We start from the raw sequence: 17,768 nt of genomic DNA on the forward strand, positions 1-17,768 counted from the left end.
TAAGCGGAAGAGGGTTCTTTATAGCGGCAGGTCATGCAGCCTGCACGTACTTTGATGAACCAGTCCCTGTGTACATTGGTGCGGCCAATAAAAAAGCCCTGACCAGGTCAGGGCTTCTTGTTTGTGTCATTGATCCGGGAATCAATCCCAGCTCAAGGCGCCGCCAGTCTGATACTCGATCACGCGGGTCTCGAAGAAGTTCTTCTCTTTCTTCAAGTCCATGATCTCGCTCATCCATGGGAACGGGTTGGTGGTACCTGGGTACTCTTCCTTCAGGCCGATCTGCGACAGGCGACGGTTGGCGATGAACTTGAGGTAGTCCTCCATCATCGCGGCGTTCATGCCCAGTACACCGCGCGGCATGGTGTCGCGAGCGTATTCGATCTCCAGTTGGGTGCCCTGGAGGATCATCTGGGTCGCTTCTTCCTTCATCTCGGCATCCCACAGGTGCGGGTTTTCGATCTTGATCTGGTTGATCACGTCGATGCCGAAGTTCAGGTGCATGGATTCGTCGCGCAGGATGTACTGGAACTGCTCGGCGACACCGGTCATTTTGTTGCGACGGCCCATGGACAGGATCTGGGTGAAGCCGCAATAGAAGAAGATGCCTTCCAGAACGCAGTAGTAGGCGATCAGGTTGCGCAGCAGTTCCTTGTCGGTGTCGACGGTGCCGGTTTCGAACTTCGGATCGGAGATCGAACGGGTGTACTTCAGGCCCCAGGCGGCTTTCTTCGCGACCGATGGAATCTCGTGGTACATGTTGAAGATCTCGCCTTCATCCATGGCCAGCGATTCGATGCAGTACTGGTAGGCGTGGGTGTGGATCGCCTCTTCGAACGCCTGGCGCAGGATGTACTGGCGGCATTCCGGGTTGGTGATCAGGCGGTACACGGCCAGTACCAGGTTGTTGGCAACCAGGGAGTCGGCGGTGGAGAAGAAGCCCAGGTTGCGCATGACGATGCGACGCTCGTCGTCGGTCAGGCCTTCCGGGTTTTTCCACAGGGCGATGTCGGCGGTCATGTTGACCTCTTGCGGCATCCAGTGGTTGGCGCAGCCGTCGAGGTACTTCTGCCAGGCCCAGTCATACTTGAACGGCACCAGCTGGTTGAGGTCGGCGCGGCAGTTGATCATGCGCTTCTCGTCAACCGCGACACGGGCGGAAGAGCCTTCCAGCTCGGCCAGGCCTTCGGCGATGTCGAGCTGATCCAGAGACGCCTTGGCGCGGGCTACGGCAGCGGAGTCGCTGGCAGTCACGGCACGGGCTTCGAGAGCGGCGGCGCCACCGGCGCTGTCGAGGCGGTCCATGTTGGCTTCAGTAGCGTGGCCGGCGTTGGCGCCTTTGACCGCAACTTCACCTTCTTCTTTGTCGAATTCGTCCCAGCTCAGCATGACGTGTCGTCTCCTGCTCGAGGGCCAGATGCCCGTGTGAAAACAAAAGGGGTGGTTTTTCACACGGCACGCTGGCCGCGTTAAATCATTGGAAATCGTTTGTTGCAGCAGTGAACGCAGGCAATAAACAGAAATACGTGTCCGGGTGCCTGGTGACCGCTGTCGGGCGGAGCTTGGCGTGCCAGCTCCTGCGCAGGATTCAGCAGGTCGTTTTCATCCGGTAAGGGAATGTTGCAGGCCCGTTTTGAGGACGCATTATAAGGATATTTTCGGGGGCGTGGGGCGACCGATGGGCGCAGGCGAGCCCGAGAAGGGGGGGGACTTGGAGCAGAGCGCGGGTTTACAAGGCTTTGGCGGTTGAAGATTTTTTTTCACGCTTGAAAAAAACAGCCGGAAATGGCCAAAAAATAGCCAATTTTACTAGATGTTGTGTTTTTGCAAGCCTTTTTGAGGTTTTGAACACAACTCGAATCGCTCGGTCTTGCCTTGGGAAATCTCTTGGAGCAGGTCTTCAGGGGGTGGCCGGATTTCCTCCGTCGAAGCCGTCGCTGGAGTTGCTCGCAAGGTCGTGGCGGTGCCATGAGGAGGCCATCAACCTCAGGAGGAAAGGTGCGTGCGATTGCCGGGCTCGCACGTCGTCAGGCTGAGGCCTTTTACTGCCCATGGGTGGGTAGTCACCAGGCATCTGTGCCGCAAGAGGGATTTCTTGCGGCCGGCAGTCATCAAGGTATGTGCAATGAACTTTGCTATTAGCCGTTAGAGCAACCGTTGCCCATTACGCGATATTGAAGAATATGCCGCTGGCCGTGGGAGTCTTCATATTCCATGCGCGCTGGTACAACTTCGCATACTTCTGGAACTTCGCTCATGGAGATAACTTTGGCGATATCCAGATCAGTCGAGTAAGTGTATTCCTCTACCGGTACTTGCTGGTTGGCGACATCAGTCGGGATCTCATCAGCCATCGCGGTTACGCACAGACTGCTGAGGGCCAGAACTAATAAAGCTTTCATTTGCGTTTTACCTTTCTAAGGTCGTGTGAGGTCACGCAGCCTTTATGGGGCTGCGTGTGGAACTTGAGTAGAAGTTTGATTAACTGCCTTCGTGGGGGCTGCAACTTGGTTAATCAGATTGCCTGTTGGGCGAGGCAGATTTTAGGCGCGGGGGCCGCAGTCATATAGGCGTACTTTTGATAAACACCTTTGACAGTTTTTGTAACAATCGCCGAAAAAGGGCTGTTTGGCAGCTGGCTGGAACTTTTTTGGGTAGGGTGGATATCGCTGTAAGGCGCATTCTTGAAGGGGTTTGGCAAATGAAGGGGTATTTCGCAGGGGGTTGTTACTACCATCGTCGAATGGTTCTATAGACGCCCCCCGGCTACAACGGGGTCATACAAAAACAACTATGTCACCGAGGTAAGAAAGATGAGTGCGGCTTCTCTGTATCCCGTTCGTCCCGAGGTTTTGGCCAATACGCTGACTGACGAGGCGACCTACAAGGCCATGTACCAGCAGTCGGTCGTGAACCCGGACGGTTTCTGGCGCGAACAGGCCAAGCGTCTCGACTGGATCAAGCCTTTTACCACGGTGAAGCAGACCTCCTTCGACGATCACCATGTCGATATCAAGTGGTTCGCCGACGGCACCCTGAACGTCTCCTACAACTGCCTGGATCGCCATCTCGCCGAGCGCGGTGATCAGATCGCGATCATCTGGGAAGGCGACGATCCTTCCGAAAGCCGCAACATCACCTACCGCGAACTGCATGAGGAAGTCTGCAAGTTCGCCAACGCCCTGCGTGGCCAGGACGTGCACCGCGGCGACGTGGTGACTATCTATATGCCGATGATTCCCGAGGCGGTGGTGGCCATGCTGGCCTGTACCCGCATTGGCGCGATCCACTCGGTGGTGTTCGGCGGCTTCTCCCCTGAAGCCTTGGCCGGGCGCATCATCGACTGCCGCTCCAAGGTGGTGATCACTGCCGACGAGGGTATTCGTGCCGGCAAGAAAGTGCCGCTCAAGGCCAATGTCGACGATGCCCTGACCAACCCGGAAACCAGCAGCATTCAGAAGGTCATCGTGTGCAAGCGCACCGGTGGCAACATCAAGTGGAACCAGCACCGCGACATCTGGTACGAAGACTTGATGAAAGTCGCCGGCAGCGTCTGCGCGCCGAAAGAGATGGGCGCCGAAGAAGCGCTGTTCATCCTCTATACCTCCGGTTCCACCGGCAAGCCCAAGGGCGTGCAGCACACCACCGGCGGCTACCTGCTGTATGCGTCGCTGACCCATGAGCGGGTGTTCGACTACCGCCCGGGCGAAGTCTACTGGTGCACCGCCGACGTCGGCTGGGTCACCGGCCACACCTATATTGTCTACGGCCCGCTGGCCAACGGCGCCACCACCGTGCTGTTCGAGGGTGTGCCGAACTACCCGGATGTCACTCGGGTGGCGAAGATCGTCGACAAGCACAAGGTCAACATCCTCTACACCGCACCGACCGCAATCCGCGCCATGATGGCTTCGGGCACCGCTGCCTGCGAAGGCGCCGATGGCAGCAGCCTGCGCCTGCTGGGTTCGGTGGGCGAGCCGATCAACCCGGAAGCCTGGGACTGGTACTACAAGAACGTCGGTCAGTCCCGCTGCCCGATCGTCGACACCTGGTGGCAGACCGAAACCGGCGCCACCCTCATGAGCCCGCTGCCGGGGGCGCATGCCTTGAAGCCGGGTTCCGCAGCGCGTCCGTTCTTCGGCGTGGTGCCGGCCCTGGTGGATAACCTGGGCAACATCATCGAGGGCGCGGCCGAGGGCAACCTGGTGATTCTCGACTCGTGGCCAGGCCAGGCACGGACCCTGTACCGCGACCACGATCGTTTCGTCGATACCTACTTCAAGACGTTCCGTGGCATGTACTTCACCGGTGACGGCGCCCGTCGCGACGAGGATGGCTACTACTGGATCACCGGTCGGGTGGACGATGTGCTCAACGTCTCCGGGCACCGCATGGGTACCGCCGAAATCGAAAGTGCCATGGTTGCGCACCCGAAGGTCGCCGAAGCGGCGGTGGTGGGTGTGCCTCACGACATCAAGGGACAGGGCATCTACGTCTATGTGACCCTCAATGGTGGCGAAGAGCCGAACGAAGCCCTGCGCCTGGAATTGAAGAACTGGGTGCGCAAGGAAATCGGGCCGATCGCCTCGCCGGACGTCATCCAATGGGCGCCGGGCCTGCCGAAAACTCGTTCCGGGAAGATCATGCGGCGGATTCTGCGCAAGATCGCCACGGCGGAGTACGACGGTCTGGGCGATATCTCGACCCTGGCTGACCCGAGTGTGGTGCAGCACCTGATCGATACCCACAAGACCATGAACGTCGCCTGAGGCGGTTTTCGAGTCACCCAGCCCCGCCCGGCCCTGTGCCGGGCGGGGCTTTTTTGTGCGGTGGCGATGGGCCGCAAAGCCCTCTGCGGGGCTGTTGCAGGTGCCGGCTTGCCCGCGAAGAAGGGGCGAATAAATATCGGATTTATCCGTTCGGTGTATCCGAATGTTACCGGTACGGCCGAAGATGTAACCTTGCGCCTACTTTCGGGGCAATGGGAAACGCCGGGCCCCATTTCAGGGCCTTTTATACCCTTATAAAAAATAAGTCATCACGCTGCGCTTGCCGGAATAGAAGGCTTTGCCAATAATAGGCCCGCAATTTGCAGCATAGATCGGTTCCCCGTCTTTCGCTCTTGCATAGAATTGAAGAGCTGTCAATGCGCTGGCCAGGCATTCTCGATGCTTCTGTAATTTGTTGTCGCATTGAGGAAATATCGGCTTCCAGCCTGTCGTTAGAATGCCGGTCACTCGCTCGTCGTTGCCTGTGTGTGAGCCCCTTGCGGGCTGCCCGGGCCGCAGCGCCGCTATTTGCTGTTTCACCCATTCGCATATTGGGCTGTCGCTCACTCTGCCGTTTTCGCCCTTTACCGATGGAGTTCTAAGATGAAGAAACTCGTGCTTCTTGGCGCCCTGGCACTGTCCGTGCTCTCCCTGCCGACTTTTGCCGATGAAAAGCCCCTGAAAATTGGTATCGAAGCGGCTTACCCTCCGTTTGCCTCCAAGGCGCCGGACGGCAGCATCGTCGGTTTCGACTACGACATCGGCAACGCCCTGTGCGAAGAGATGAAGGTCAAGTGTGTCTGGGTCGAGCAAGAGTTCGACGGCCTGATCCCGGCACTGAAGGTTCGCAAGATCGACGCCATCCTCTCGTCCATGTCGATCACTGACGATCGCAAGAAATCCGTGGACTTCACCAACAAGTACTACAACACCCCGGCGCGTCTGGTGATGAAGGCCGGTACCCAGATCAGCGACGGCCTGGCCGAGCTCAAGGGCAAGAACATCGGCGTGCAGCGCGGTTCGATCCACGAGCGTTTCGCCCGTGAAGTGCTGGCTCCCCTGGGTGCGCAGATCAAGCCTTACGGCTCGCAGAACGAAATCTACCTGGATGTGGCCGCCGGTCGCCTCGACGGCACCGTGGCGGACGCTACCCTGTTGAATGACGGCTTCCTGAAAACCGACGCTGGCAAGGGCTTCGCCTTCGTCGGTCCGGCCTTCACCGACGTCAAATACTTCGGCGACGGCGTAGGGATCGCCGTGCGCAAGGGCGACAAGGCCGATCTGGACAAGATCAACGCCGCCATCGCTGCCATTCGTGAGAACGGCAAGTACAAGCAAATCCAGGACAAGTACTTCGACTTCGACATCTACGGCAAGTAAGACCGTCGAATCAGTCAGTCCGAGATGGCGCAAGCAGCAGAATCTCTGAAGTTTGCGCCATTTTTTCATCCCAATTTTCGAGGACCTGAATCATGTTGAAAGGCTACGGGGCTGTCATCCTCGATGGCGCTTGGCTGACGCTTCAGCTCGCCTTGTCGTCCATGGCCCTGGCCATTGTTCTGGGTCTGATCGGGGTTGCGCTGCGCCTCTCGCCGGTGCGCTGGCTGGCCTGGCTGGGCGACCTGTACTCCACGGTAATCCGCGGTATTCCCGACCTGGTGCTGATCCTGCTGATCTTCTACGGCGGCCAGGATCTGCTCAACCGGGTGGCGCCGCTGCTGGGTTATGACGATTACATCGACCTCAATCCGCTGGCGGCCGGTATCGGCACCCTGGGCTTCATCTTCGGTGCCTACCTCTCCGAAACCTTCCGTGGCGCCTTCATGGCGATCCCCAAGGGGCAGGCGGAAGCCGGCATGGCCTACGGCATGAGCAGCTTCCAGGTGTTCTTCCGGGTGATGGTGCCGCAGATGATTCGCCTGGCGATTCCCGGCTTCACCAACAACTGGCTGGTACTGACCAAGGCGACCGCGCTGATTTCCGTGGTGGGCCTGCAAGACATGATGTTCAAGGCCAAGCAGGCGGCGGATGCCACTCGCGAGCCATTCACCTTCTTCCTTGCAGTGGCGGCGATGTACCTGGTGATCACCAGTGTCTCGTTGCTGGCTCTGCGTTACCTTGAGAAGCGCTACTCGGTAGGCGTAAGGGCGGCTGATCTATGATCTTCGACTACAACGTCATCTATGAGGCCCTGCCGCTGTACTTCGGCGGCCTGCTGACCACCCTGAAACTGCTGGCGCTGTCGCTGTTCTTCGGTTTGCTGGTGGCGCTGCCCCTGGGGCTGATGCGGGTGTCCAAGCAGCCGCTGGTGAACATGACAGCCTGGCTCTACACCTATGTGATCCGCGGCACGCCGATGCTGGTGCAGCTGTTCCTGATCTACTACGGCCTGGCTCAGTTCGAAGCGGTGCGCGAGAGTTTCCTCTGGCCCTGGCTGTCCAGCGCGACCTTCTGCGCCTGCCTGGCCTTTGCCATCAACACCAGCGCCTACACCGCGGAAATCATCGCCGGCAGCCTCAAGGCCACGCCCAATGGCGAGATCGAGGCGGCCAAGGCCATGGGCATGTCGCGCTACAAGATGTACCGCCGCATTCTCTTGCCGTCGGCTCTGCGCCGGGCGCTGCCGCAGTACAGCAACGAAGTGATCATGATGCTGCAGACCACCAGTCTGGCGTCCATCGTGACCCTGATCGACATCACCGGCGCGGCGCGGACGGTCAACGCGCAGTACTACCTGCCGTTCGAGGCCTACATCACCGCCGGCGTGTTCTACCTGTGCCTGACCTTTATCCTGGTGCGCCTGTTCAAGCTGGCCGAAGGCCGCTGGCTGCGCTACCTGGCGCCGCGGAAGCACTGATATGGAACGCATCGATCATCCATTGCCCTGGAATCACCTGGGTAGCGAGCGGCATATCTCGGTGTTCCGTTTCGGCAGCGGCGAGCGCAAGGCCTATATCCAGGCCAGCCTGCATGCTGACGAGTTGCCGGGCATGCGTACTGCCTGGGAGCTGAAGAAGCGCCTCGGCGAACTGGAAGCCCAGGGGGCTCTCAACGGCGTCATCGAGCTGGTGCCGGTGGCCAACCCGCTGGGTCTGGGCCAGTTGCTGCAAGGCAATCACCAGGGGCGTTTCGAGGCCGGCAGCGGCAAGAACTTCAACCGTGATTTCGTCGAGTTGAGCGAGCCGGTCGGCCAGCGCCTGCAAGGGCGCCTGGGGGATGATCCGCACGCCAATGTGCGCCTGATTCGCCAGGCCATGGCCGAGGTGCTGGCTGAGCTACCGCCGGCGTCCAGCCAGTTGCAGGGCATGCAGCGGGTGCTCCTGAGCCATGCCTGCAGCGCTGATGTGGTGCTGGACCTGCATTGCGATGCCGAGGCGGCGCTGCACATGTATGCATTGCCGCAGCATTGGCCGCAGTGGCGCTCCCTGGCCGCGCACCTGGATGTGAAGGTCGGCCTGCTGGCGGAAGATTCCGGTGGCAGTTCGTTCGACGAAGCCTGTTCGTTGCCCTGGTTGCGCCTGTCGCGGCAGTTCCCTGAAGCGCAGATCCCCTTGGCTTGCCTGGCAACCACCCTTGAGCTGGGCGGCCAGGCCGACACCGGGCGGCCTCAGGCCCAAGCGCACGCCGAAGGCATCCTGGCGTTTCTTGCCGAGCAGGGGTTGATTGCCGGTGACTGGCCGGCCCCCGGGCGCGAAGCCTGCGAGGCCATGCCTTTCGAAGGCACCCAGCTGCTGTATGCGCCGCACCCCGGCGTGGTGAGCTTTCTGCGTCCGGCCGGTAGCTGGGTGGAGGCGGGCGAGCCGGTTTTTGAAGTGATTGATCCCCTATCCGATCGGGTCAGCACGGTGTGTGCTGGCACCAGCGGCGTGCTGTTCGCCGTTGAGCGGCTGCGTTATGCCCAACCCGGTTTCTGGCTGGCCAAGGTGGCGGGGCGCGAAGCGCTGCGTCACGGGCGCTTGCTCAACGACTGACTGTTTTTGTGAGAACCGACCGCATGTACAAACTTGAAGTCCAAGACCTGCATAAGCGCTATGGCAGTCACGAAGTGCTCAAGGGCGTGTCCCTGAAGGCCGCAGCTGGCGATGTAATCAGCATCATCGGCTCCAGTGGCTCGGGCAAGAGTACATTCCTGCGCTGCATCAACCTGCTGGAGCAGCCCCATGCGGGCAAGATCCTGCTGAACAACGAAGAGCTGAAGCTGGTAGCCAACAAGGACGGCGCCTTGAAGGCCGCCGATCCCAAGCAGCTGCAGCGCATGCGCTCGCGCCTGTCGATGGTGTTCCAGCATTTCAACCTGTGGTCGCACATGACCGCGATTGAAAACATCATGGAAGCGCCGGTGCATGTGCTGGGTGTGTCCAAGGCCGAGGCTCGCGAGAAGGCCGAGCACTACCTGGCCAAGGTCGGTGTGGCGCACCGCAAGGATGCCTATCCGGGGCACATGTCCGGTGGCGAGCAGCAACGGGTGGCGATTGCCCGGGCCCTGGCGATGGAACCGGAAGTCATGCTGTTCGACGAGCCGACCTCGGCCCTGGACCCGGAACTGGTGGGCGACGTCCTGAAGGTCATGCAGGCCCTGGCCCAGGAAGGCCGGACCATGGTGGTGGTGACCCACGAAATGGGCTTTGCCCGTGAGGTGTCCAACCAGCTGGTGTTCCTGCACAAGGGTGTGGTGGAAGAGAGCGGCAACCCGCGTGAAGTGTTGGTGAACCCGCAATCAGAACGTTTGCAACAATTCCTCTCGGGCAGCCTCAAGTAATAGCTGCCGTTGTGCACCAAATTAGGTCATGCTGCGCACCGCGCGCCAGATGGTCTAACTTGGTGCTGCCGCCCTTGGCTTCTCACCTTGTTTTCGTTTCGGACTGCCCGCCATGACTGCCCATCGAATTGGTTTCCTGATTTGGCCCAGCACTAAAGCCTTGACGCTGGCGCTGGCTGAGGAGGCCTTGCGTGTTGCCCAGCGGGTGCACCCGGAAGTGGTCTATGAGCTGGCTTTCCTGCAGGCCGAAACCCCGGCCGAAGGCGCCTGGCAACTGCCGGGCGAGCCTTGGGCGGGCAAGCTGGAAGGTTGTCAGAAACTGTTCCTGCTGGCGGACGAGCCGCCGGCGCCGATGAGTTCCGGCTTGAGCAGTGCCCTCAAGCAGCTGGTGCGTGCCGGCTGTGTGATTGGTGGGTTGTCAGCCGGGGTTTACCCCTTGGCACAACTGGGGTTGCTCGATGGTTATCGGGCAGCGGTGCACTGGCGCTGGCAGGATGATTTCGCCGAGCGTTTTCCCAAGGTCATCGCCACCAGCCATCTGTTCGACTGGGACCGTGATCGCCTGACCGCGTGCGGTGGCATGTCGGTGCTGGACTTGCTGCTGGCGGTGCTGGCCCGGGATCATGGCGCCGAGCTGGCCGGTGCGGTGTCCGAGGAACTGGTGGTGGAGCGCATTCGTGAAGGCGGCGAGCGCCAGCGTATCCCGCTGCAAAATCGCCTGGGCTCCAGCCATCCGAAGCTGACCCAGGCAGTGCTGCTGATGGAGGCCAATATCGAGGAGCCGCTGACCACCGACGAGATTGCCCAGCACGTCTGTGTTTCCCGTCGTCAGTTGGAGCGGATCTTCAAGCAGTACCTGAACCGCGTGCCCAGCCAGTATTACCTGGAGCTGCGCCTAAACAAGGCCCGGCAGATGCTGATGCAGACCAGCAAGTCGATCATTCAGATCGGCCTGTCCTGTGGTTTCTCTTCCGGCCCGCACTTCTCCAGCGCTTACCGCAACTTCTTTGGCGCCACCCCGCGTGAAGATCGCAATCAGCGGCGCAGCAGCAGCCCGTTCGAACTCTCCTCCGTGCCTTCCGAGCGCGGTTGACCCCGTATTGTAGGAGCCGGCTTGCCGGCGAATCCCACAGGCAACCCGCTCGCCCGCAAAATCCCGTTCGACGTCCTCTTGTCGTAACGTCGATAACCTTTTCGAGATTTGGGGCTGCCCGCCTCGTAACTACCTGGGTAATTACCTTGGGCAAATTGCCCGGCAAATCTGCCGCTGAGGCTGTGCGCAGTTTAAACTGCGCCTTTGCGACGCTATTTGTCGCATTGCCATAAACCCGCTTAAAACCTGGGTTGGCGCTATAAGAAGTTGTCGCTTGGCGACAAGGCCGGGCACAAAACTGTCCTTACAATCCCTCCATCGCTCGCCAGTTTCAGGCGGGTGTTCCTCTTCAGGAGACTCCGATGTCCGTTGAGCAAGCTCCGGTGCAACGCGCCGATTTCGACCAGGTGATGGTTCCCAACTACGCACCTGCGGCCTTCATTCCTGTGCGTGGCGCGGGGTCCCGAGTATGGGATCAGTCGGGTCGGGAACTGATCGACTTCGCCGGCGGCATCGCGGTCAACGTACTGGGCCACGCCCATCCGGCCCTGGTAGGCGCACTGACCGAGCAAGCGGGCAAGCTGTGGCATGTGTCCAACGTCTTCACCAACGAGCCGGCCCTGCGCCTGGCCCACAAGCTGATCGACGCCACCTTCGCCGAGCGCGTGTTCTTCTGCAACTCCGGCGCAGAAGCCAACGAGGCCGCCTTCAAGCTGGCCCGTCGCGTGGCTCACGATCGTTTCGGCGCCGAGAAGTACGAAATCATCGCGGCCCTGAACAGCTTCCACGGCCGTACCCTATTCACCGTGAACGTGGGTGGCCAGTCCAAGTATTCCGATGGCTTCGGTCCGAAGATCACCGGCATCACCCATGTGCCGTACAACGATCTGGCCGCCCTGAAAGCCGCGGTTTCCGACAAGACCTGCGCCGTGGTGCTGGAGCCGATCCAGGGCGAGGGCGGCGTGCTGCCGGCCGAGCTGGCCTACCTGCAAGGCGCCCGCGAGCTGTGCGACCAGCACAACGCGCTGCTGGTGTTCGACGAAGTGCAGACCGGCATGGGCCGCAGCGGCGAGCTGTTCGCCTATCAGCATTACGGCGTGACCCCGGACATCCTCACCAGCGCCAAGAGCCTGGGCGGCGGTTTCCCGATCGCGGCGATGCTGACCACCGAAGCGCTGGCCAAGCACCTGGTAGTCGGCACCCACGGCACCACCTACGGCGGCAATCCGCTGGCGTGTGCGGTGGCCGAGGCGGTGATCGACGTGATCAACACCCCACAGGTGCTCAATGGTGTGAAAGCCAAGCACGACCGCTTCAAGACCCGTCTGTTGCAGATCGGCGAGAAGTACGGCCTGTTCACTGAAGTCCGCGGCCTGGGCCTGTTGCTCGGCTGCGTGCTCAGCGAGGCCTGGAAGGGCAAGGCCAAGGACGTGTTCAACGCGGCCGAGAAAGAAGGCCTGATGATCCTGCAAGCCGGCCCTGACGTGGTGCGCTTCGCGCCGAGCCTGGTGGTCGAGGATGCCGATATCGACCAGGGCCTGGACCGCTTCGAGCGCGCCGTGGCGAAATTGACTCAAGCCTGATCCAGGGCGGCGGTGCTTCTCGGCGCCGGCCTTTGCGGCCGGCGTCGAGCCTAATTCCTGTGCCGGGCTATCCCGGCATTTTTTTCCCTGAGTCGGACGGTTTCCGACCTGTTTTAGAGTAAGGAGTGACACCATGCTGGTGATGCGCCCCGCGCAAATGGCTGATCTGGGCGAGGTACAGCGTCTGGCTGCAGACAGCCCGATTGGTGTCACCTCCTTGCCGGATGATGTGGATCGCCTGAGCGACAAGATCGCCGCAAGCGAGGCTTCGTTCGCCGCTGAAGTGAGCTTCAACGGTGAAGAGAGCTACTTCTTCGTCCTGGAAGACAGCGACAGCGGCAAGCTGGTGGGCTGCTCGGCGATTGTCGCCTCCGCCGGCTACTCCGAGCCGTTCTACAGCTTTCGCAACGAAACCTTCGTCCACGCTTCCCGCGAGCTGAAGATCCACAACAAGATCCACGTCCTGTCCCAGTGCCACGACCTCACCGGCAACAGCCTGCTGACCAGTTTCTACGTGGTGCCGGAGCTGGTGGGCTCGGCCTGGTCGGAGCTCAACTCCCGCGGCCGCCTGTTGTTCGTCGCCAGCCACCCGGAGCGCTTCGCCGATTCGGTGGTGACCGAGATCGTCGGCTACAGCGATGAGCATGGCGACTCGCCGTTCTGGGATGCCATCGGGCGCAACTTCTTCGACCTCAACTACGCCGAGGCCGAGCGCCTGTGCGGCCTGAAAAGCCGGACCTTCCTCGCCGAGCTGATGCCCCATTACCCGATCTACGTGCCGCTGCTGCCGGATGCGGCCCAGGAAGCCATGGGCCAGGTGCACCCGCGGGCACAGATCACCTTCGACATCCTGATGCGCGAAGGTTTTGAAACCGATCACTACATCGACATCTTCGACGGTGGCCCGACCTTGCATGCGCGGGTCTCGGGTATCCGCTCGATTGCCCAGAGCCGCGTGGTGCCGGTGAAGATCGGTGAAGCAGCCAAGGGCGGCGGCCGCCAGTACCTGGTCTCCAACGGCCAGTTGCAGGATTACCGCGCCGTGTTGCTGGAGCTGGATTACGCCCCGGGCAAACCGGTGACCCTGGACCTGCAAGCCGCCGAAGCCCTGGGCGTCGGCGAAGGCGCCAGCGTGCGCCTGGTGGCGGTTTAACGCCTGCTTTCACTACCTGGAAAGCAAGCCTAGAAGCAGCGAGTTTCGCGCAGGCCGCCAGCGGCCTGCGTCTGAGGAGATAGCATGATCGTTCGTCCCGTACGCAGCAGCGATTTACCCGCGCTGATCGACCTGGCCCGCAGCACCGGCACTGGCCTCACCACCTTGCCGGCCAACGAAGAGCGCCTGACCCACCGGGTCGGCTGGGCGGAAAAGACCTTTCGCGGTGAAGCCGAGCGCGGCGATGCGGACTACCTGTTCGTGCTGGAAGACGACAACGGCCGGGTGGTGGGCATTTCCGCCATCGCCGGCGCCGTCGGCCTGCGCGAGCCCTGGTACAACTTCCGGGTCGGCCTGACGGTCAGCGCCTCCCAGGAGCTGAACATCTACCGCGAGATCCCCACGCTGTTCCTGGCCAATGACCTGACCGGCAACTCCGAGCTGTGCTCGCTGTTCCTGCATGCCGATTACCGCACCGGCCTCAACGGCCGCATGCTGGCCAAGGCGCGGATGCTGTTCATCGCCGAGTTCCCGCAGCTGTTCGGCAACAAGATCATTGCCGAGATGAGGGGCATGTCCGACGAGAATGGCCGCTCGCCGTTCTGGGAAAGCCTGGGCCGGCACTTCTTCAAGATGGAGTTCAGCCAGGCCGACTACCTGACCGGCGTCGGCAACAAGGCCTTCATCGCCGAGCTGATGCCCAAGTTCCCGCTCTATACCTGTTTCCTGTCCGAAGATGCGCGCAACGTCATCGCCAAGGTCCACACCGACACCGAGCCGGCGCTGGCCATGCTCAAGAGCGAAGGCTTCAGCTACCAGGGCTATGTCGACATCTTCGACGCCGGCCCGGCGGTGGAGTGCGAGACCAGCAAGATCCGCGCAGTGCGTGACAGCCAGGCGCTGGTGCTGGCCATCGGCACCCCGGGCGACGACGCCACGCCGTTCCTGATCCACAACCGCAAGCGCGAGGACTGCCGCATCACCGCGGCACCGGCGCGCTTTGCCGCCGGCACCCTGGTGGTCGATCCCCTGACCGCCAAGCGCCTGCAACTCAACGCCGGCGACCAGGTCCGCGCGGTTCCGCTGTCTGCTTCTCGGGAGTCGAAATAATGAGCACGCTGTACATTGCCGGCCAATGGCTGGCCGGTCAGGGCGAGGCCTTCACCTCGGTCAATCCGGTGACCCAGGCGGTCATCTGGTCGGGTAACGGTGCCACTGCCGCACAAGTGGAGAGCGCCGTGCAGGCTGCCCGCCAGGCGTTTCCGGCCTGGGCCAAGCGTTCCCTGGAAGAGCGCATCAGCGTGCTCGAAGCCTTTGCCGCCAGCCTGAAGAGCCGTGCCGACGAACTGGCCCGCTGCATTGGCGAGGAAACCGGCAAGCCGCTGTGGGAAGCTGCCACCGAAGTCACCAGCATGGTCAACAAGATCGCCATCTCGGTGCAGAGCTACCGCGAACGTACCGGCGAGAAGAGCGGCCCGCTGGGCGACGCCACCGCCGTGCTGCGGCACAAGCCCCACGGTGTGGTGGCGGTGTTCGGGCCCTACAACTTCCCTGGCCACCTGCCTAACGGGCACATCGTTCCCGCTTTGCTGGCCGGTAACAGCGTGCTGTTCAAACCCAGCGAGCTGACGCCGAAAGTCGCCGAGCTGACGGTGCAGTGCTGGATCGAAGCCGGCCTGCCGGCCGGTGTGCTGAACCTGCTGCAAGGCGCTCGGGAAACCGGCATTGCCCTGGCGGCCAATCCGGGTATCGATGGGTTGTTCTTCACCGGTTCCAGCCGTACCGGTAATCACCTGCACCAGCAGTTCGCCGGGCGCCCGGACAAGATCCTGGCCCTGGAAATGGGCGGCAACAATCCCCTGGTGGTGGAGCAGGTCGCCGACCTGGACGCTGCGGTGTACACCATCATCCAATCGGCCTTTATCTCGGCTGGCCAGCGTTGCACCTGCGCGCGGCGCTTGCTGGTGCCGCAAGGCGCCTGGGGTGACACGTTGCTGGCGCGCCTGGTGGCGGTCAGCGCAACCATCGAGGTCGGCGCGTTTGACCAGCAGCCTGCGCCGTTCATGGGCTCGGTGATCTCCCTGGGCGCCGCCCGCGCACTGATGGATGCACAGCAGCAGCTGTTGGCCAACGGCGCCGTAGCCTTGCTGGAAATGACCCAGCCCCAGGCTCAGGCCGCCTTGCTGACCCCGGGCATCCTGGACGTTAGCGCCGTGGCCGAGCGCCCTGATGAGGAGCTGTTCGGGCCGTTGCTGCAAGTGATCCGCTACGCTGATTTCGATGACGCGATCGCCGAGGCCAACAACACTCAGTACGGCCTGGCGGCCGGTCTGTTGTCGGACTCCGCCGAGCGCTACCAGCAGTTCTGGCTGGAAAGTCGAGCAGGTATCGTCAACTGGAACAAGCAGTTGACCGGCGCCGCCAGCAGCGCGCCATTCGGTGGCGTGGGGGCCTCGGGTAACCATCGGGCCAGTGCCTATTACGCGGCGGACTACTGCGCGTACCCGGTGGCCTCCCTGGAAACCCCGAGCCTGGTGCTGCCGAGCGCGTTGACGCCGGGTGTGCGCCTGTCCTGATTGGCGTGGCCTTTTCGCCGGCAAGCCGGCTTCTGCAGATCTGTGCAGGAGCCGACTTGCCGGCGAACGAGCGCACCGCGTTCGCCATGTGTAGATATCGATTGCCTATAACAAACAGATTCGTGGAGCCTCGCTGATGAAATCCTATGAAGTCAATTTTGACGGGCTAGTGGGGCCGACCCATAACTACGGCGGCCTGTCCTACGGCAACGTTGCCTCCCAGAGCAACAGCCAGCAGGGCTCCAATCCCAGGGAAGCGGCGCTGCAAGGCCTGGCGAAAATGAAAGCGCTGATGGAAATGGGCTTTCAGCAAGGCGTGCTCGCCCCGCAAGAGCGCCCGGACGTGGCCGCCCTGCGCAACCTGGGTTTTGCCGGAACAGACGCCCAAGTCATCCAGCAGGCCGCCAAGCAGGCGATGCCATTGCTGGTCGCCAGTTGCTCGGCATCGAGCATGTGGGTGGCCAACGCCGCCACGGTCAGCCCCAGTGCCGACACCGCCGATGGCCGTGTGCACTTCACTGCCGCCAACCTCAACTGCAAATACCATCGCAGCATCGAGCACCCCACCACCAGCCGCGTGCTGGGGGCCATGTTCGCCGACCAGAAGCACTTCGCCCATCACGCGGCCCTGCCGGCGGTAGCGCAGTTCGGCGACGAAGGCGCCGCCAACCACACGCGCTTCTGCCGTGACTATGGGCAGGCCGGCGTGGAGTTCTTCGTCTTCGGTCGCAGTGCTTTCGATACTCGCTACCCGGCACCGCAGAAGTACCCGGCGCGCCAGACCCTGGAAGCTTCCCAGGCCGTCGCCAGGTTGCATGGCCTGAGCGAGGAAGGGGTGGTCTATGCCCAGCAGAACCCTTCGGTGATCGACCAGGGCGTGTTCCACAACGACGTGATCGCGGTGGGCAATGGCGAGGTGTTGTTCTATCACGAGGACGCCTTCCTCGAGACCGATAAGATGCTCGCCGAGTTGCAGGGCAAGCTGGGCAAGCGCGGCGGCAACTTCCAGTCGATCTGCGTGCCGCGTTCGCAGGTGACGGTGGAAGATGCCGTGCGCTCCTACCTGTTCAACAGCCAGTTGCTGTCACGCGCCGACGGCTCGATGCTGCTGATTGTGCCCGAGGAATGCCGCGGCAACGAGCGGGTCTGGCAGTACCTGCAAAGCCTCACCAGCTCTGGCGGGCTGATTCGTGAAGTGAAGGTCTTCGACCTCAAGCAGAGCATGCAGAACGGCGGTGGCCCGGCGTGCCTGCGCTTGCGCGTGGCGCTCAAGGAAACCGAGCTGGCGGCGGTCAATCCTGGGGTTATCATGACCGCGCCGTTGTACGACACCCTGACCCAATGGGTCGACAAGCACTATCGCGACCGCCTGAGCGAAAGCGACCTGGCGGACCCGCAACTGCTGCTTGAGTGCCGGACGGCACTGGATGAACTGACGCAAATCCTTAAACTGGGCGCGGTTTATCCCTTCCAGATCAATTGAAAGCCAGCGCCCGGCGATCCCGGGCGCGCAGCTTTACCCCAGATGAGAACCGACCCATGAGCGATACCCTGCAGCTGATCCTTGAAGACACCGACGGCACTCAGCTGGAAACGTCCTGCACCCGCTTCGCCGTGCTGTGGCAGGGCAAGGAAGTGTGGATCCAGCAGGACGGCCGCGGCCAGCTGCTGATCGGCGTGGATGTGGAAGAAGGTGATGCGGAATACGCCAGCCTGCTGCTGCGCCCGCTGGCGACCAACCTGGTCAGCCTGCAACTGGAAATGGAGCCGGCCGATGCCGGTGACGATGATCACGTGCACGGCCCTGACTGCGGCCACGCCCACTAAGGAAGTCC

The 17,768-nt window shown here is 61.8% G+C and carries 15 protein-coding genes; 13 read left to right on the top strand and 2 right to left on the bottom strand.

Translation table 11 applies throughout. The features are described 5' to 3' along the window. Positions 1-141: 141 nt before the first annotated feature. Together F6S12_RS00110 and F6S12_RS00115 are read right to left on the bottom strand one after the other, a co-directional pair. Positions 142-1,389, bottom strand: a complete 1,248-nt coding sequence (locus tag F6S12_RS00110; RefSeq protein ID WP_011062780.1) for a ribonucleotide-diphosphate reductase subunit beta — start codon at positions 1,387-1,389, stop codon at positions 142-144. Between the two features lie 749 nt (positions 1,390-2,138). Next, positions 2,139-2,402 (bottom strand): DUF2790 domain-containing protein, encoded by a 264-nt coding sequence (locus F6S12_RS00115; protein ID WP_011062779.1) that lies wholly within the window; start codon positions 2,400-2,402, stop codon positions 2,139-2,141. A gap of 411 nt (positions 2,403-2,813) precedes the next feature. On the opposite strand from F6S12_RS00115, the gene acs reads away from it, so the two are divergent. The 13 genes from acs to F6S12_RS00180 all read left to right on the top strand — a co-directional run bounded on the left by acs (position 2,814) and on the right by F6S12_RS00180 (position 17,760). Beyond that, on the top strand, positions 2,814-4,769 hold the full coding sequence (acs, locus tag F6S12_RS00120) for an acetate--CoA ligase (RefSeq protein WP_011062778.1): 1,956 nt from the start codon (positions 2,814-2,816) through the stop codon (positions 4,767-4,769). A 603-nt stretch (positions 4,770-5,372) separates the two neighbouring features. Then, positions 5,373-6,149, top strand: a complete 777-nt coding sequence (locus F6S12_RS00125; protein ID WP_011062777.1) for an ABC transporter substrate-binding protein — start codon at positions 5,373-5,375, stop codon at positions 6,147-6,149. Positions 6,150-6,241: 92 nt separating this feature from the next. Next, the gene (locus F6S12_RS00130; protein WP_011062776.1) at positions 6,242-6,931 is read left to right on the top strand and encodes an ABC transporter permease; all 690 of its coding nucleotides are present in this window, start codon (positions 6,242-6,244) and stop codon (positions 6,929-6,931) included. Beyond that, positions 6,928-7,626, top strand: a complete 699-nt coding sequence (locus F6S12_RS00135) for an ABC transporter permease (RefSeq protein WP_011062775.1) — start codon at positions 6,928-6,930, stop codon at positions 7,624-7,626. The genes F6S12_RS00130 and F6S12_RS00135 overlap by 4 nt, the downstream gene beginning before the upstream one ends. Before the next feature lies 1 nt (position 7,627). Then, positions 7,628-8,740 carry a succinylglutamate desuccinylase/aspartoacylase family protein gene (locus F6S12_RS00140; protein WP_041119542.1) on the top strand — a complete coding sequence of 371 codons (1,113 nt, stop codon included), beginning with the start codon at positions 7,628-7,630 and terminating at the stop codon, positions 8,738-8,740. A gap of 23 nt (positions 8,741-8,763) precedes the next feature. Beyond that, positions 8,764-9,528 carry an ABC transporter ATP-binding protein gene (locus tag F6S12_RS00145; protein ID WP_011062773.1) on the top strand — a complete coding sequence of 255 codons (765 nt, stop codon included), beginning with the start codon at positions 8,764-8,766 and terminating at the stop codon, positions 9,526-9,528. A 112-nt stretch (positions 9,529-9,640) separates the two neighbouring features. Then, positions 9,641-10,621 (top strand): transcriptional regulator ArgR, encoded by a 981-nt coding sequence (gene argR / locus F6S12_RS00150; RefSeq protein WP_220223129.1) that lies wholly within the window; start codon positions 9,641-9,643, stop codon positions 10,619-10,621. Between the two features lie 362 nt (positions 10,622-10,983). Further along, a complete protein-coding gene (locus tag F6S12_RS00155; protein WP_011062771.1) occupies positions 10,984-12,204 on the top strand; it encodes an aspartate aminotransferase family protein in 1,221 nt (406 codons plus the stop codon). A gap of 133 nt (positions 12,205-12,337) precedes the next feature. Then, entirely contained in the window at positions 12,338-13,357 is a 1,020-nt protein-coding gene (aruF, locus tag F6S12_RS00160; RefSeq protein WP_015636680.1) for an arginine/ornithine succinyltransferase subunit alpha, read from the top strand. Positions 13,358-13,441: 84 nt separating this feature from the next. Further along, positions 13,442-14,467: an arginine N-succinyltransferase gene (astA, locus tag F6S12_RS00165; RefSeq protein WP_015636679.1), complete on the top strand. Its 1,026-nt coding sequence runs from the start codon at positions 13,442-13,444 to the stop codon at positions 14,465-14,467. Further along, positions 14,464-15,933, top strand: coding sequence for a succinylglutamate-semialdehyde dehydrogenase (gene astD, locus F6S12_RS00170; protein WP_172621772.1), 1,470 nt, complete (start codon positions 14,464-14,466; stop codon positions 15,931-15,933). Before astA ends, astD begins: the two co-directional genes overlap by 4 nt. Before the next feature lie 136 nt (positions 15,934-16,069). Further along, the gene (astB, locus tag F6S12_RS00175; protein WP_161466149.1) at positions 16,070-17,416 is read left to right on the top strand and encodes an N-succinylarginine dihydrolase; all 1,347 of its coding nucleotides are present in this window, start codon (positions 16,070-16,072) and stop codon (positions 17,414-17,416) included. Positions 17,417-17,472: 56 nt separating this feature from the next. Beyond that, a complete protein-coding gene (locus tag F6S12_RS00180) occupies positions 17,473-17,760 on the top strand; it encodes a hypothetical protein (protein ID WP_011062766.1) in 288 nt (95 codons plus the stop codon). Positions 17,761-17,768 lie beyond the last annotated feature (8 nt).

Source organism: Pseudomonas sp. JV245A (genome assembly GCF_032424515.1).
Lineage (GTDB): Bacteria > Pseudomonadota > Gammaproteobacteria > Pseudomonadales > Pseudomonadaceae > Aquipseudomonas > Aquipseudomonas protegens.

Excerpts from the sequence above, each read along its gene's own strand:
- F6S12_RS00110 (WP_011062780.1), bottom strand. The coding sequence starts at position 1,389 with ATGCTGAGCTGGGACGAATTCGACAAAGAAGAAGGTGAAGTTGCGGTC.
- F6S12_RS00115 (WP_011062779.1), bottom strand. The coding sequence starts at position 2,402 with ATGAAAGCTTTATTAGTTCTGGCCCTCAGCAGTCTGTGCGTAACCGCG.
- acs (WP_011062778.1), top strand. The coding sequence starts at position 2,814 with ATGAGTGCGGCTTCTCTGTATCCCGTTCGTCCCGAGGTTTTGGCCAAT.
- F6S12_RS00125 (WP_011062777.1), top strand. The coding sequence starts at position 5,373 with ATGAAGAAACTCGTGCTTCTTGGCGCCCTGGCACTGTCCGTGCTCTCC.
- F6S12_RS00130 (WP_011062776.1), top strand. The coding sequence starts at position 6,242 with ATGTTGAAAGGCTACGGGGCTGTCATCCTCGATGGCGCTTGGCTGACG.
- F6S12_RS00135 (WP_011062775.1), top strand. The coding sequence starts at position 6,928 with ATGATCTTCGACTACAACGTCATCTATGAGGCCCTGCCGCTGTACTTC.
- F6S12_RS00140 (WP_041119542.1), top strand. The coding sequence starts at position 7,628 with ATGGAACGCATCGATCATCCATTGCCCTGGAATCACCTGGGTAGCGAG.
- F6S12_RS00145 (WP_011062773.1), top strand. The coding sequence starts at position 8,764 with ATGTACAAACTTGAAGTCCAAGACCTGCATAAGCGCTATGGCAGTCAC.
- argR (WP_220223129.1), top strand. The coding sequence starts at position 9,641 with ATGACTGCCCATCGAATTGGTTTCCTGATTTGGCCCAGCACTAAAGCC.
- F6S12_RS00155 (WP_011062771.1), top strand. The coding sequence starts at position 10,984 with ATGTCCGTTGAGCAAGCTCCGGTGCAACGCGCCGATTTCGACCAGGTG.
- aruF (WP_015636680.1), top strand. The coding sequence starts at position 12,338 with ATGCTGGTGATGCGCCCCGCGCAAATGGCTGATCTGGGCGAGGTACAG.
- astA (WP_015636679.1), top strand. The coding sequence starts at position 13,442 with ATGATCGTTCGTCCCGTACGCAGCAGCGATTTACCCGCGCTGATCGAC.
- astB (WP_161466149.1), top strand. The coding sequence starts at position 16,070 with ATGAAATCCTATGAAGTCAATTTTGACGGGCTAGTGGGGCCGACCCAT.
- F6S12_RS00180 (WP_011062766.1), top strand. The coding sequence starts at position 17,473 with ATGAGCGATACCCTGCAGCTGATCCTTGAAGACACCGACGGCACTCAG.